Source organism: Bartonella doshiae NCTC 12862 = ATCC 700133, assembly GCF_000278155.1.
Lineage (GTDB): Bacteria > Pseudomonadota > Alphaproteobacteria > Rhizobiales > Rhizobiaceae > Bartonella > Bartonella doshiae.
Map to the genome: position 1 here is coordinate 42,877 of NZ_JH725097.1, position 15,792 is coordinate 58,668.

General features: G+C 36.9%; 12 protein-coding genes and 2 pseudogenes. 4 read left to right on the forward strand and 10 right to left on the reverse strand.

The features are described from left to right. Window positions 1–51: 51 nt before the first annotated feature. The 4 genes from MCS_RS06890 (at window position 52) to MCS_RS06910 (ending at window position 5,016) form a co-directional block, all read left to right on the forward strand. Window positions 52–1,287, forward strand: coding sequence for an ATP-grasp domain-containing protein (locus MCS_RS06890; protein ID WP_024864286.1), 1,236 nt, complete (start codon window positions 52–54; stop codon window positions 1,285–1,287). Next, window positions 1,274–2,689 (forward strand): phenylacetate--CoA ligase family protein, encoded by a 1,416-nt coding sequence (locus MCS_RS06895; protein WP_004856813.1) that lies wholly within the window; start codon window positions 1,274–1,276, stop codon window positions 2,687–2,689. Before MCS_RS06890 ends, MCS_RS06895 begins: the two co-directional genes overlap by 14 nt. Next, a complete protein-coding gene (locus tag MCS_RS06900; protein WP_004856816.1) occupies window positions 2,686–3,687 on the forward strand; it encodes an enolase C-terminal domain-like protein in 1,002 nt (333 codons plus the stop codon). Before MCS_RS06895 ends, MCS_RS06900 begins: the two co-directional genes overlap by 4 nt. A 705-nt stretch (window positions 3,688–4,392) precedes the next feature. Further along, entirely contained in the window at window positions 4,393–5,016 is a 624-nt protein-coding gene (locus MCS_RS06910) for a Fic family protein (protein ID WP_004856820.1), read from the forward strand. Here MCS_RS06910 and MCS_RS08885 read toward each other — a convergent pair. From MCS_RS08885 to MCS_RS06950, 10 genes and pseudogenes are all read right to left on the reverse strand, one after another. Further along, window positions 4,938–5,153: a type II toxin-antitoxin system RelE/ParE family toxin gene (locus MCS_RS08885; protein WP_004856823.1), complete on the reverse strand. Its 216-nt coding sequence runs from the start codon at window positions 5,151–5,153 to the stop codon at window positions 4,938–4,940. The two genes, MCS_RS06910 and MCS_RS08885, sit on opposite strands and share 79 nt — an antisense overlap. A gap of 1 nt (window position 5,154) precedes the next feature. Further along, entirely contained in the window at window positions 5,155–5,310 is a 156-nt protein-coding gene (locus MCS_RS08925; protein WP_425290176.1) for a type II toxin-antitoxin system RelB/DinJ family antitoxin, read from the reverse strand. Further along, window positions 5,238–5,423, reverse strand: coding sequence for a type II toxin-antitoxin system RelB/DinJ family antitoxin (locus MCS_RS06915; protein WP_004856827.1), 186 nt, complete (start codon window positions 5,421–5,423; stop codon window positions 5,238–5,240). The genes MCS_RS08925 and MCS_RS06915 overlap by 73 nt, the downstream gene beginning before the upstream one ends. 293 nt (window positions 5,424–5,716) lie before the next feature. Continuing rightward, window positions 5,717–10,699 (reverse strand): DEAD/DEAH box helicase, encoded by a 4,983-nt coding sequence (locus MCS_RS06920; RefSeq protein ID WP_004856829.1) that lies wholly within the window; start codon window positions 10,697–10,699, stop codon window positions 5,717–5,719. A gap of 680 nt (window positions 10,700–11,379) precedes the next feature. Then, window positions 11,380–12,374 (reverse strand): annotated as a pseudogene (locus tag MCS_RS06925) (DUF3987 domain-containing protein); the annotation flags it as partial. Between the two features lie 160 nt (window positions 12,375–12,534). After that, on the reverse strand, window positions 12,535–12,807 hold the full coding sequence (locus MCS_RS06930) for a type II toxin-antitoxin system RelE/ParE family toxin (RefSeq protein WP_004856836.1): 273 nt from the start codon (window positions 12,805–12,807) through the stop codon (window positions 12,535–12,537). After that, entirely contained in the window at window positions 12,804–13,094 is a 291-nt protein-coding gene (locus MCS_RS06935) for a CopG family ribbon-helix-helix protein (RefSeq protein ID WP_004856840.1), read from the reverse strand. The genes MCS_RS06930 and MCS_RS06935 overlap by 4 nt, the downstream gene beginning before the upstream one ends. 110 nt (window positions 13,095–13,204) lie before the next feature. Next, a pseudogene (locus MCS_RS06940) lies at window positions 13,205–13,906 on the reverse strand (DUF7146 domain-containing protein); the annotation flags it as partial. A gap of 98 nt (window positions 13,907–14,004) precedes the next feature. Next, window positions 14,005–14,205 carry a helix-turn-helix transcriptional regulator gene (locus MCS_RS06945; RefSeq protein WP_004856846.1) on the reverse strand — a complete coding sequence of 67 codons (201 nt, stop codon included), beginning with the start codon at window positions 14,203–14,205 and terminating at the stop codon, window positions 14,005–14,007. A 210-nt stretch (window positions 14,206–14,415) separates the two neighbouring features. Continuing rightward, window positions 14,416–15,582: a tyrosine-type recombinase/integrase gene (locus MCS_RS06950; RefSeq protein ID WP_004856848.1), complete on the reverse strand. Its 1,167-nt coding sequence runs from the start codon at window positions 15,580–15,582 to the stop codon at window positions 14,416–14,418. Window positions 15,583–15,792: the final 210 nt, after the last annotated feature.

Consider the following 15,792-nt stretch of genomic DNA (forward strand, 5'->3'; position numbering starts at 1 on the left):
ATAGAAATTGACTTTCTATATTCACATCTGCAATCCATGAGGGGGGTGGTATTGGTATCACACACAAAAATTTTAGTCGTTGGTAAAGGATTTTTTGCATACAGGGGCTATATTTTAGAAGAAATGCACGCCGCAGGCTTAGAAATTTGGTTGGCGGACGATGAAGTAGATGAGCATAGTGACATAGGGATAATTAGTAAATCAATAAAAATAAACTTTGGTGCAGACCCCATATCTGAAGCTGAGCGTTTACTATGTAAATCAAAACACTGGTCTAATGTAACAGGCATTTGCTATATTGAAGGTCTTTTATTTTGGGCAGCTGATTTCTTCGCTAAGTTAGGAATATATTTTCTTTCTCCCTATCAGACAAATTTAGTTAGAAGTAAATATGCCCAACGCGAGGCATTTATGCATGCAAATATAATGACTCCCAAATATAGTGTAGGCTCCCCCACCTCATTACAAAAACAATCTATAGATTTTCCAATAGTTATTAAGCCAGAGAAGGGCTATTCTAGCATTGGTGTGCAATTTGTCTGTTCAAAAGCAGAACTTCGTGAATACTTTAATACAAAAAATAATGTGTATTCAGATAATTTTATAGTAGAAAGCGTAATTTTAGGTCAAGAATATAGCATAGAGGGATATGTGCAAAATGGTAATGCAGTTGCTCTAGCAAAAACAGTCAAATTCAAAACACCTTTGCCGTTTTTTGAAGAAATAGGACATTTTTGTTCACGAGAAATTAAACCTTCTCCTTTGGAGAAAGAATTTTTTATCCAGGTTGTTAGAGCACTTGATATTCGTGACAGTATATTTCATCTTGAGTATTTCCAATCTAATAATAAACTTATTCCAGTTGAAATAGCGGGGCGCTTAGGTGGGGATAAAATTCCATATCTACAACGTCGTGTAACAGGAACAAGTCTTGTATTGAGCTACCTTGGGATTCCTCACAAATTTATCTCCACAGTAACAAGCGGAATTGGTATTGTCTTTTTTATCCCTACAGAAGGTGGTATCGTGAGTAATAATTTTCCGTCTCTAGATTTGAGTAATACTTTGCAAGAGCATTACATGGAAGTTAAACCAGGGCAAAAAGTAGCTGCAGCTCCTAAAGATTTTTTTGTTCGTTTAGGATTCTCAATTGTAGAAGCTAATAGCATGGAAGAATTTATCTCAATAAGCAATGAACGTATTTCCCTCTTTGAAAAAGATTCAGGCGTAAAACTTCATCGCCTTGTATCTCCAGATAACAAGAGCCTTGAAAATGAGAGAATCTAGTAAAGTTTTTGACGTAGAAACACAGTGCACAACCAATTTAGAAGTTGCACCATACATACGACGTAGCAAGCGCTTTTTACGCGAGACAGTAGAAGCGCAAAAAAAGTTGTATAAAAAATGGATGAAAGAAAAATCTACCTTACGAAAAGTTCTACGGATTCCACCTGCCATTCGTCGGCAGATACAATTTCAGCAACTAGTAGAGTTAGTTGATTTTGTTTATTTAACAAAACCATTTTATAGGGAATTATACCAAAATGCAGGATATGAAGCTGGATGTTTACGTACGTGGTCAGACTTTGAATGTTTACCTATCGTGTCAAAGGAAATGATGGTAGAAGCTGAATTTGATAAGCAATGTATGTCTACGATAAAACCAGAAGTATTACACTCTGCCCGCACCTCTGGCTCTAGCGGTTTAAATTTGACTATTTATCAAGACAGCGATAGTGTTTACTTTCGACATGTTCGGTATATGCGACACTGCGAATTACTTTTGGGCCGCCAAATGAAAGCAACTGACCTTCGTTATGGCATTTATTTCGTAGCAGAACGTTTTACTTCTCTCTTGGGAGATTATAAATATGTTACTGTTTCCCAAGATGCACCTACAAAAGTTGTTGAAACACATCTACGTGAGCTAAAACCTGCATTATTGCTTTCTCTTCCAAGCTATTTACAAAGGCTTGCTAGCACAGGACTTAACTTAGAGAGCATTGGCATCGAAGCGATCGGTACAAATTCAGAGCGTAGTAGTTTAGAAGAGCGAGTTAACTTATCTAAAAAACTGGGGATTCCAGTACTAGATGAATATTCCTCTGAAGAAATGTCATTAATTGCATATGAATGTAACTGCCGCCAGTATCACTTAGTAGAGGACAGTGGTTACTTCGAGCTCATCAATGTTGGTAGGGATGGATATGGAAAACTCGTGGGAACATCTTTTGGTAATAGAGCCATGCCCTTTGTAAGGTATGACCAAGGTGATCTGGTGCGTTTCTCATCATCAGAAAATTGTACTTGTGGATCTACTTTTCGGATGATCCAATCCTTTAGGGGGAGAGAAGATGAACATTTACTGGACGGATTTAACAATTTTGTACCAGCAGATGTAATCTTGGGACTTTGCGATGAAACTCTAGTCGACTATAAATCAAATGTACTGGCATATCAAATTGTTCAAGTTGCCCAAGATAAGGCAATCCTTTATATAAAGCCTATTGACCCTTCTAAAGGCTTAGATAATCGGTGTGTAAAAGAATTCATCACTCGCTTCTCCTCACTATTTCATTATGTAAAAATGCAGATTTCTATCTCTGTGACAGATAAGTTAAATACATTTCTTTCTGGAAAAAGGCAACTAATTAGGGTTGAGGATTTTTTAAAAGGAAAAGTTTTATGACTTATTTAAATACAATTAAAGTCACTAACATACACACAGAAATCATTAATCGACCTTTAACTTACCCTTTTCGTATAGCAGGGGAAGTGCACTATGACGTACTTACTTTAACAGTAATACTTGAACATAAAGGAATAATTGGTAGAGGCGAATGTAATCCCTATTCTGTAAGAGGTCATAATCTTGAAAGTGTGCAAGCTGAAATTGAAGCTGTGCGAAAACTGTTATTATGCGGAATAAATCGGATAGCTCTCTTAGAAGTTATGTACCCCGGTCCTGCACGAAATGCTATCGATTGTGCTCTAATAGATTTAGAATGTAAAATTCTCCAGACCCCTGTAAATAAACTTCTTGGGATAGAAACTTCCAGAGAAATCTGTACAGCGCAAACTATCGGAATTCTGCAAAATAACAAAGAATTAGATTATTTCACCGATAAACAACTTCCAATCATCAAGTTAAAGGTTGATAATTCTACCTCTACCAGTGTAATTTCGAAAGTAAAGGATGTCTTTCCAAATACTCAGTTAATTGTTGATGCAAACGGCAGTTTAAATGTGTCTTTAAGCGAATGGCTGTACGAGCTTAACAATAATAGCGTCAAAGTTTTAGAGCAGCCTGTTCCTTTCGGTAATGAGGACCTGCTCTTGCAGGTTAAACGCGGATCAGTATTGATCTGTGCCGATGAGAGTTTTTTAAATGTCAATCATTTCGACATAGCTTTAAAATATTACGATATGATTAATATAAAACTTGACAAAATTGGGGGTGTTACAGCCGCTTTGAACGCCATTCAGATAGCAAAGGCTAATGGGCTGCAAGTTCTCATAGGTTGTATGCTTGGCACTTCACTTTCTGCAGCACCATGTTGGTGGCTAGCGCAAAAAGGTGATCTAATTGATTTAGATGGACCAACCATGTTATCTCAAGATATCGACAATGCTATGGTGTGGTCATCTGGTAGAATAAGTAAACCAAAGAAAGAGCTATGGGGATAAAAGTGAAGAAAATCAACATATGGGTAAAAAGACTATTAATGCTTTCTTTATTGTAAAAAGAGAAAGATATCCTTCTAATTCCAAGGACGTAAATCACCTGTAACAGCCAATATATCCTAGCAATTTATCATTTTAACAAATAGCCCTTCTTGTCAAAGAAAATGATGGGAGTAAAAACTTGGCACGAGAAGACATCCGCAGTTTTTTGATTTCTATAAATAGTAATGAATATACCAGCTGTTGAATCAAGGCTTGCTATTCTAGAGGCTAGTGGAGATTTTGCTGATGAAATTATATTGCATGAAGGTAATTGGCTAGGCGTAATACATTTGTTATCATTTGATAAATTAGCAATAAACCTGTTAAAGAAAAACGGAAAATTCCTTATTTAATGAATAAATACTGTATAAATAACATGTATTTATTATGTACGTATAATTAATCGCAATAGGATAAATCAGGCATATATTCCGATATGCAAACAGACATTTTACCAGCTTAACATCATTAGTTGAAAAAGGATTTTCAACGGGTCATGGAGGAGGGTGATCAACTTAGTATAGCTTATCTTAATTTTTGTGTGGTTTATATTCCTACCTTCAATGAACAAAGGTAAAGTATTTATGCTAACTCTTAATCTCTTAGCAATACGGCTCTACCATAAACCAACATTAACAAATGTAAAAAGTCTTATTGTAATCCGGTATGCAAACAGATACACTCCAAATTACACAAGAATTGTTGGCTCTCATTACTGAGATTACTGAGATTGATGAGTTCAAAGGTGTGTGGCGTGCTTTTGGAACTCTTGCTCCAGAACGTTTGAATGCTCTGCGCCATATTGCTACTGTTGAAAGTATTGGATCTTCTACACGTATTGAAGGAAACAAATTAACAGACCGTGAGATTGAAAAGCTTTTGTTAAACTTAGAAATTAAAAGTTTTAAGAGCCGTGATGAACAAGAAGTTATTGGTTATGCAAAAGTTATGGAAATAATCTTTCAATCTTGGAAAGATATTCCTATTACAGAAAATCATATTAAACAGTTGCATCGTGATCTTTTATATGAGAGCGATAAAGATGAACGTCATAGAGGGGAATATAAGACATTACGTAATGATGTAGCAGCATTCAATTCTGAAGGCAAAATGGTTGGTATTGTTTTTGAAACAGCAACACCATTTGATACGCCGTATCGAATGCAAGAGCTTATTGATTGGTTTAATAAAACCAATGAATTAAACAATCTTCATCCTTTACTTATGATTACTATTTTTAATGTTACTTTCTTAGCTATACACCTTACCCAATCGCCTTTTAGTGGATGATCACAGTAACGTCTTGGTAATGGCTTTTCTTCAATTAGAAGACTTAATAGTGTATGCAGCTTATTCATATTTTTACCGCGTTTTTCCGCCTTGCGCACGTCACGTTTAAATTGTCTTGAGCGAACAGGTATCAGCATATTAAATGCCTAAGTCCTTAAAAAGGGCATCAGCGTTTTTAAGGGCATCAGCGTTTTTAAATGTCTTACCTTCATCTAATTCCTTTATAGCTTTACGTGTGATACTATTAGGTACTTTAAGCTCAAAAGGCAAACAACCTTCTTCAGCGACACGCAAAAAGTTATGCGGATAAGATCTGATGCACTTAATCCCATGCGTTCTAAAGTAATCATCGCTTGTTTTTTCATTTCAGCAGGAATGCGAGCGCGAACAACAGAATCGGCTTTCATGATTGGTACCTCCATTCATAACCTTTATTATAATGTAGCTACACTATAGCCTCAAGTCAATTTTTTAGAATTAAAAACCCTTTGGATAGCAGGTATGGCAAAAAAACTCCACGAAAAGAATCCTTGCTTCGCAATAATTAAGAGGAATGTTGCAAAATCCTATTCTCTTAACTTTATTTTGTTATCCCTCATAGTAAAGAAGATTTTATGTAAGCAAATTAACAAGAGAGGTATAGAGTACCCTATACTCCTTATGAGTTTATCATACCCATTATGTGAGCATGCTTTATAAGTTATTCAGCTTCTCTTATTTCTAATTTTGGTAAGTTTTTAACGACTTTCATTGTTTCTAAACTTACAGTAATAACCCTTTGAAATAACTCTAATGGATAGGCAGGGTTGCCAATGGTTTCAACAGCATAGCGATTGGCATCATTCACAATGCCGCTCTTTTTATCTGTCTTAACGCATTGACGTCCCATAACCCATTCAAGAGCGGGTCTACCATTGACGATATACTCATAAGCTTCAAGAGGGATATCTGTCATGATGATATTGCTGTTATAAATAACAGTCGATTTATCTTTCTCTTTACCTGCTTTTGCGAATTTCATTTCAGTTACATAATAGAATTTTTCAGGATTTTGGATATCAGTCAGTTTTGGATTGCCTTTTTTAAAGGTAACAGGATAGGGTTCTACAGTTTCATAATTCACGTGCAAATGACCAAGTTCACGCCCTGCTGTAACAAATTTCCAAAAATCATCAGCACTTTTTACACAAGGGATGCGAGGCAATTCTTTAGAGAGGTTATCAGCATAACGTGTACGATAATCTTCTGAATGTAAAATTCCGTAAATATAATAGAATAAATCATCTTTAGTGATTGTTTCATTCGGATAAGCAGTTTTAAAATGGGTTAGCCCTTCATCCGTAATGGCATCACGCCGTTGTAAATCAGCATTTTTGCTTTCTTCTGTAGCATTTGCAAACAAATGTGACTGTTTTTCATTTTTATTTTTTGAGATCGTAGTATTTTGGTAAATGTAGCGTGGAAAGCATTGACATTTTTCTATTGCATCTAGATTAGGCAAATTCTTAGCCATCAACACAGAAAAACCGCTTCGTGTTCCTATGCCTGTAATTTGTATTACTTTATTTTCGACTACTTGCCCCATTGGAAATATCCGCGGCATTTGTAAAACCATTTCATTGAAACTCTGGTTATAATAAAGCCATTGTTGTGTAAAAGGACGATATGAACTTTGCGTAATGCATGTAGTCTCAAATTCAAAAATCTTTCCTTTTTCCAAATCTTTTTTAAGTGCACGGCTCCAACTTATCTTGCTCTCATCTGTATTGACGAAATTGTCTATAGCATTTTTACGTATTCTGCGATCAACATGTCCATAAGCATCATTAAAACGTTTCACCTCGCTGTTATAGAAATCAATCATGTTACTCATATTTTTTGCTAAAACTTCACGGCTTGAGTTATATGCCCATGCATCACGACTAGTGACAATACCACAAGAAAACGCTTCAAAGAGCTTTTTATTATGATCTTTCTTATCTCCTAATGCTATAAACCTCTCAAAACTGTCATCACGTTGATGTATCCAATCACCGTGCTTGTCTGGTGTAATTATTTTCCACCCGTCTTCACGTGCAATACCACCAACACTACCAAAGTATTGAAGCATCTCAAGTTTTCTTTCGGTGGAAAGATTATTACCAATGTCATGATAATAAATTTTACACTCTCCAGAAACATTGGGATTTTTGATAAATAGTGTTACAGCAATACCAGTCATACTTCCATTGCCAAAAATATTTTCACCTTCTTGAGCTTTCCCATTGCTTAACATGTTTTTACGAATATCCCCCCGTAAATTAAGCACGTAAATACTGGTAAATTCTTTGGCTAAAGATTTTCGTAAACCGCCCATTGTTGATTTTTCTATATAACCAGAACCAGAAACAAAGCCGATAACTCCAGCATTATCAATACGGTCACTAGCCCAACGAATAGCACGGATATAACTATCATAAAGATTTCGCATAAGGCTTGCTTTAGATTGAACAGCATAAGTTTCAGCAATACGGTCATTTAATATCGGATAAGATGTATTCTTTGCATTATCATTAGCACTTTTTTGCCCTGTTGAATAAGGAGGGTTGCCAAAGATAACTTGGATATCCAGTTTTTTCTGGTGCTCTAAATATTCATTGTTCTCTTTAAATAATTTTTGCAACAAGTCTTTCTTTTCAAGCATTTGAAACGTATCAGTTAAACCAATATGCTTGAAAGGGATATAATTCCCTTTCATGAGACCATGATAGGTTGCTTCGATATTAATGGCTGCTATGTAATAAGCGAGTAAAACAATCTCATTGGCATGAATATCATAACGATATTTATATTCCATATCCTCTGGTTTTATGAGATCTAATTGTAAAAGCCTTGTGATAAAGGTACCCGTTCCAGTGAAAGGGTCAAGAATAGAGATACCCGGTGAACCAAGGCTCTTTCCAAATTCATCGCGCAATACATCATCAACAGAATGAATAATAAAATCCACAACCTCAATGGGGGTATAAACAATCCCTAATTTTTCTACCGTACGTGGAAAAGCATAACGGAAAAATTCATTATAAAGCTCTACAATTAAACTTTGTTGTGCTTCAAGAGTAGTAATTCCACGCGTGTAAAATTGTACACTCCTAAAAATATTTTTAAGATCTTGAGATTCTTCTTTAAGAGTAAAATTATCAAGGGCATCGAGTACACGTTGTAAAGCGCAAGATACGGGATTTTCTTGAACAAACTGATGCCCTTCAAATAAAGCATCAAAGACTGGACGCGTCACAAGATGTTGTGCAAGCATTTCAATCGCATCTTGTTCGGAGATAGTCGTATTTAAATTGCTACGCAATTCGTTCATAAAATCATTAAACACCCGCCGTGCTTCATTTTCTGATTTCGTTAAAACTTCAGTTAAGCGTGCGATATGAGTTTGAGCAAGGTCAGCAACATTTATTGCCCATCTTTTCCAATAGCTAGGATCGTAAAATCTATTGACAATAGCAGCTCTGATGACATCTTTACATTTAGAAAAAAGGGGGAGTTCTCCTTGTGCTTCGTATGTTTGAGAAGATTCATAAGTTGCTAATCCAATATTAAGTCCTGAATACTCTAATTTTGATCGTATAGGTAAATCATCAATAACCGTGGTCGTATCTTCTAACGCAAGTTCTTGAGAAGCAGCAACAATTTCAAGAGCATAGCTTACGTCTTGTTTTTTGTGCATATGGTGAATTATTTTATTAAAGTTATCATCATGGGCACGTAAAGCATTGAGAACTTGCCAGATGACATTATACTTTTGGTTGTTTTCTAAGGCTATTTCCGGCGGAATATCAGCGGGTATCCCAATGGGTAGAATGATATAGCCTCTTTTTTTACCCTCAGCTCGACGCATGACGCGTCCTATCGCTTGAATAATCTCAATTTGACTTTTGCGCGGGTGTAAAAATAGAACGGCATCAAGAGCAGGAACATCAACACCTTCAGAAAGACAGCGTACATTGGTAAGTACACGACAAGTATTTTCCCCCGCATCTTCCTTTAACCAGTCAAGTTGTTTTGTACGCTCTTTAGTACTAAAGGTTCCATCAATATGAGCAAGGGTACAGTTAAGAGGGGGAGTATCTTTATAGTTTTTATGAAGAGCGCGCAAAGATTCTTGCACTTTTTCTTTTTTGAATCTTTTGCATATGCGTTTAGAAGTATCAATATCTTTGCAAAAAGCTAAAGCTCTACGCATGGGCTTGGGGTCATCTTCAAGATCAATTTTCAAGTCCATTTTGGTAAGGGCTCTATAACAGCCATTAATCTTGGTCCTATCATCGAGAATAAGTTCATAATTCTTATCGGTAATCAGATGTTGAATGGATTGGCTTACTTCTCCTTCGTTGACAACTAATATGATAACTTTACAAGGTGATAACAGCTTATCCTCTAAAGCACGCGAAAAGTTGTAAGTATAAAGTTGTTTGCCATAGAGTTTTTCATTATCCATGGATACCAAAACGTTATTGGATAAGACAGCATTCCTTTTCAGCTTGTCACTAAAGATCTTTGGGGTTGCTGTCATGTAGAGGCGTTTTTTGCCTCGAATAATGTTATTGTCATGAACCTTGATAAATTCAGATTCATGCTTGTCTGTTCCCAACACAACACCAGTTGTTCTATGGGCTTCATCACAAATGATCAGATCAAATTCGGGTAACCCATGATCTTTTTGAGCATCGGAAATCACTTGGATTGAATGATAAGTCGAAAAGACCACGGTCATCACATCAAGAGAAGTCTTATTGGCTTTACGCGCAAGTGCTTGCGCATCGGTCGTAGCCGGCAAGACAAGATCAGAGGCATCGAGACTAGCCTCATCATCATGTTTCCCTTTACGACGCTTGCCCACTTGTGTATCTGAACATACCGCAAAGGAACGCAAGGGCACTTCTGTATCAAGGGTCCATTCACGGATTGTTTGTGACATCAAAGCAAGGGAAGGCACCAAAAACAACACACGCTTGCCTTTTCCTGCTATGGTCTCTGCTATCTTAAGGCTAGTGAACGTCTTGCCCGTTCCACATGCCATAATCAGCTTGCCACGGTCTGCTTCTTTTAAACCCTCACAGACATCTTTCAGTGCTTCTTTCTGATGATCTAAAAGCTTTTTTTTGAGTTGCTCTTTAAGGGTCGCTTTACCTTTTTCTTTATATGCCCCCCAATCGATTTGACTGTTTTCTAAATCAAAAAGGTTTATGCGTTGAATACGAACCTCTTGCCCCTCACAAGTCAGTTCGACATTATCACTCCAATCTGTTTCCGTGCTATCAACTAGAATACGACGGGTGAAGATCTTTTTGCCAGAAGCTGCTATAAAACTATCAATATCTTCTTTTTTAATGATGTGAGAAGTATCATAGCATTTACATTGAATAGCTGCATAACCTCCTTGATCACGGATTGTAGCGACCAGATCAATGCCGATATCACGTCCATCTTCATCATGCTCCTTAGCCCACTCCAAATAAGTCTGAACCTTTTCGTATTCCTGCTTTTGTAAAGGGTCTTCAGATAAATAAGCTTTTACAAGATTTTCAAACAATGTTCCCAATTCACGGGGTGATTTTGCTTGTTGACGATAATATTCTAACAAAGAGCGTAAAGTGACATGTTCATGATCAGACTTATGAAGGTGAGACATAAAGAATAAACTCCATAACAATATATTCTATTGATTAATTCTCTTCAAAAGAATCGAAATGAAGTTAATTAAATCCATTTAGGATAAATAGCGAGTATCAGAAGAGGTAAAGTCATTCAAAAGCGGATAAATTTTTTCAAAAGGTTTTTTAAAGGCTGTTTATCCACAACCCATGAGAGAGGTTAGATCAGCAAAATAGTGAAATTTTCTATTTATTTGATGTGTTAATTGACCTGTTAATCAAGACAAATGCACCATGGGCTTTAAAATATCAGAATGAGTATTTTGATAAGTTTTATGAATTATTTTATAGATAGGTTTTGACGGTATAAAAATTGTCAAAACCCCTACAAAACGTATATTATTGATTGAATTTAGAGGTTGTATTATCAATATAGGTTGTTTTTTAAAGATCTGTAAAATATTAACACATTGAAATATAACGTTTTTACTTTTTATCGTTTTTTATACAAAAGAAGCAACCGTCAAAACTCAAAACCCCTTCGAAATCTATAGAGGTTGTGTTTTGGATATCTTTGACACAAGATTTAAAAGGACCTCTGTATGTCTCTTCTTTTAAAAATTATAAAACCAAAACTCTCAAAGATAATTCGTGAACTCTCTGTAGGGAACGATAAGATCTTTGAAGGTTTGAAGGATAACAAAAAATTACAATGGCTTTATTGTTTTATGCTGTTGTTTTTGACCAAAGGATGCCATTTATAGCGTATGGTAGGTCGACCGCCTTGAGAGCTATTATCTCCAGAGATTTCACGAATATATTTACAACGGCATAAAAGCTCTAAAGCTTGCTTAATGGCTTGATTGTCTTTTAAAGACCTCCAACCTCTTTGGTGAATATCCCTTGCTGTAATAACATCGGGTAAATGATCACAGCGCTCTACAATTAATTTTGCACGCTCTGCTGTTAATGTATCATGCGCCGCATAAAGACGTTTGGCATGACTTAACAGATAGTTTGACCAACGCAAGGCTGTTGTGATGGCATAGAGTCCAATTTCAAAACGACCCCCTTCGGTTAATTCAAAAATCAATGCAAGACTTACTATGGTTTTAGGCATTTTCAAAACATGCGCTTGTAAGCTTTCAGAAAGGTTATTCTCTTTGGCTTCTTTAAAAATCTTTTGCATCCATTCACGAAACATTTCTTGGGCTTCGGCAGAAAAACGCATCACAAGCGGATGTTCTGGTGAACAAAGGGGTTTACCAGAAAGAGAACGAAATGCCCCTTGATAGCTTTCCCATGCCTCTTGATTGGGAGGTCTATCAACCCACTTCCAATTTTTTGTATCATCGGGCCACACCAGCATTTGAAAGCGTTGTAAGAAACCATCATTGCCTTTGCCATATAAAACATTGCGTATAAAGGGGAGAATGCGAGAAGGTTGAATGCCTCCAATTATGGATAAAGTGACATGAGGGATAAAAATGGTTCCACGCCCTATACGGTCATAGGTAAATTGATCATCTCCATTAAAAGCTGTTAGATAAAAAGCACGGTCTGTTTGATATTCTCTTCGTTCTAGATTGGCTAAAAAACCAGACAATTCATCACGCACCATTAAGAGACCACGGGGGTTTCTTTTAACAGTTCCCCAAGCTTTTCGACCATGACATCATTGATAATAAAACGTCGTTTACCAAGAGTATCATCATTATTTTTACGAGTAGCAACTAAGCGGTGTGCAAAGTGCATTATGCAATCATATTCGCAACATTATAAAAATAGTAATCTATCATTACTTACTGATAAGGAGCGCAGTATTGTAGAAAATAATTTGCTTCAATTACCAAATAAATAAAAATACAGTTAATTAAGGAAATTTTTGCTTTGTATGAAGCACACGTAAAATACGCACAACGCCATTTGAAATATCATAAATCATGATATAATTTGGATGTACAATAAGTTCACGTGTATTTACAATTCGTCCTAAACGACCAAGAGTAGGAAGTTTAACAAGTTTTTCTACTTTTTCAGATAAAAGTTGATCAAACTTTAAGGCAGCAGAAGGATTATCTTGTGATATGTATTCACGTATCTTTTTGCGGTCAACGTGTGCTACTTGTGTCCAAATTAGCTTCATAAAATCGATCTATCGAGTTTACTTTGTGTTTTTAAGCGCCATTCCTTTGCTTCTGCTTCGATTTCTTCAGAAGATATTATATCACCTGCATTAGCAGAATTTATCCCTAATTGAACTTGTTCCCGAAACCATAAATCGTGTGCACTTTTTTCTTTTTGTTCTTTTACGATATCGCGCATATAATCGCGCAATAATTGTGCAGCAGATCTATCACACGCCTTTGCTGCTTTGGAAAATTCATTTTTTAATACATCATCGACGCGAAAGGTAAATGTTGTCTCAGCCATTTTACGACCACTTAATGTGTTACAATGTAGTTCTAATGTAATGTATTTTTACTGTTTCTTCAATAGGTACTATTAGAATAGATATTTTATATCTATTTTGCATTTTATAAGGTTGAAAGGGACGCCCATAAATCAACGGGCTCTGATAACAACCCAGACAGCAGAGCCAGACCGGTTTCAATGCCTTCACAAATAACCAGATGTTTTGGATTGGCTTGGCTTAAATGCACCCCACCACCCATTACAGATCCCAACATGGCTTTTGCTGGTTTTTTATCTGTTTTGCAGCCATTGGATTTTAAAAAGGTTCTATGAATGGCAAAAGAACCAGCGCCCTTAACAAGAACAACCAACGCGGGCAGTGTCATCCCTAATGGATGTGGGCATTTATCGTGAAAGCGTAAATCAGCAGGCAATTCACAAGTAATTCCCCGCATGCGTAAATAGGTTTCTGCTAAAGTATTTTTGATTGGTTTGCTTTGTAGCCAAATTGCTTTTACTTTCTCTGCTTTCTGTTTTGCTCGTTTGAGATCAGCACAAAACTGTTTTGAGAAAGAAAGTGTCTGATCATAAGCTTTATCAAAAAAGGCTTGTTTTCCAAGCAAGCCAATTCTAATGAGTGCTTGTATGATCTCTCTAAAAGAGCAGCCAGCATAACAAGTGAGTAAAAGACGCCCATCATGTCCATTGGCAAGGGATAAGCTAGGCAGCCTATCATCATGAGCAGGGCAAGGGGCAAGTCCATAACGCCCATGCCAAACACCCCGCAAGGCACGTGTAATACCCTGCGCATTTCTATAATAAAATAACATTTTTTCATCCTATAACGTTGCGTCACAGGACGGATTTTGCTATCTTCAGATTGGTGAGTTTGAGAGAGCCTTGTCCGTCCTTACGTGACAAGGTTTTTTTATGCCACGTCGTTATAACGTTGCTGTTTCGCTTGCTCGATGACATTGATAAGATCCGATTGTAACCAACGCGATAAAAAACCAAATTTTAAGGGCTTTGGTAAAGATCCATTAGTTACATGACGGCGGAATGTTGAGACACTCATATGAAGCAGTTTTGCACTTTCACGGTCTGTCAAAAGAATATCATTTTCTGTCATACTAAAATCCTTTCAAAAGTAAAAAAATGAAAACAAATCATAAGTATTCATTAACCATATTTTGGTTGATTTATAAAGGTATTTTATTCATGAAAAACAGCGTCTTATCAGATAATTTCTCATTTGATTCTTTATGAATCTAATTGAGATGATATGAGAGAACAGAGAGAGAAAGTTATCCACAGATAATGGGGTTATGCACCCCATATCTTAAGATTGACCGGTGACATAAGCCGCCCATTTATTCATATAGACACGGCGCTGTTCTAGATAGTCAGTCCGACGATAGGCACGCTCTACTTTACCCCCGACCGTGTGACCTAGAATGGTTTCAGCGACCTCATAAGGAGCATCGGTTGTTTCTGCTAGCCAATCGCGTAAACTAGAGCGAAACCCATGGGGACGTGCTTTAAGTCTAGTCTGTTGCATATATTTTGCCATACAATTCTCACCAATGGGACAACGACCGGTAGGAGAAAAAAGAAAATTACTTTTGGAGAGACAACGGGCGTGTTCAATCACTTTCATTGCTTCTGTTGATAAAGGGACGCGAAACTCTGTTGTAGCATCACGCCTTCCTTTCATATTCTCAGCAGGGATTATCCATATATCCTCATCAATCTGATTGTCACAAATAAAACGCAAGGGACGCGTACGAACGCCTGTAAGAATAAGTAAACGTAAAGCCAGATGTATTATGGTTGTTGTTTGGCAAAGTGTTTGATAAAAAGTCGGCACTTCTCTCCAATCCATGGCTGGTATATTTTGTGCTTTATGGCGTTGCTTTCCTAAGAGAGCTTTTGCTTTTGCTGTTGCTTGTAAATCAACATCCAATCCCAGTGCAGCCGCATGTTTGAGACAAAGATTAAGACGAATTAGTGCTTTCTCTGCTGTTGTAGCTTTTGTATGCCAAATAGGAGCAAGGGTATTGCGTATCTCTGTTTGTGTAATCTCAGAAACGGGCAGACAGCCTAATTTTGGAAGAATATAAAGGCGTAAAGGTAAAAACCAATCCCCAGCCTTGCCATCATCTTTTAATTCAGCTTTACGACTTTCAAAAGCATCCACGGCAATATCTTTTAAATAATGGAGATTACGCATTGTTTCACGCTTTTGTTTCTCACGTTCTTTAATGGGATCACGTCCTTCACGAAGAACAAAACGCCATTGGGTTGCCAATTCACGCGCTTGTTTTAAAGAGACATCTCGCAACGCACCCAAGCCCATTTCGCGACGGCGTCCGTGAATGGTATACCGTAAAATCCATTGAGCACCACCATCTTTACGCTTATGAAGAAGCAAGCCGGCACCATCGTTATATTTGCCAGCCCCCAATGTTACTACAGCCCTTGCATTAAGACGATTCATAAGAGCCATTTTTACTCCTTTCTTAAGTATTTTTATCCACACACTCATCCCACTTGTTATGTGCAAATGAATGGTTTTGATTGATTCAAAATAAACAGGTCTGAAATGAGAGAATCTTAGGATATTCGGGTCTCTCATTCAATATGCAAAACAGTGAATTATCCTTATAAATCAAAGTGTTGCAGAGATACTCAAAACGCCTGTCACTATTCCTTTGCG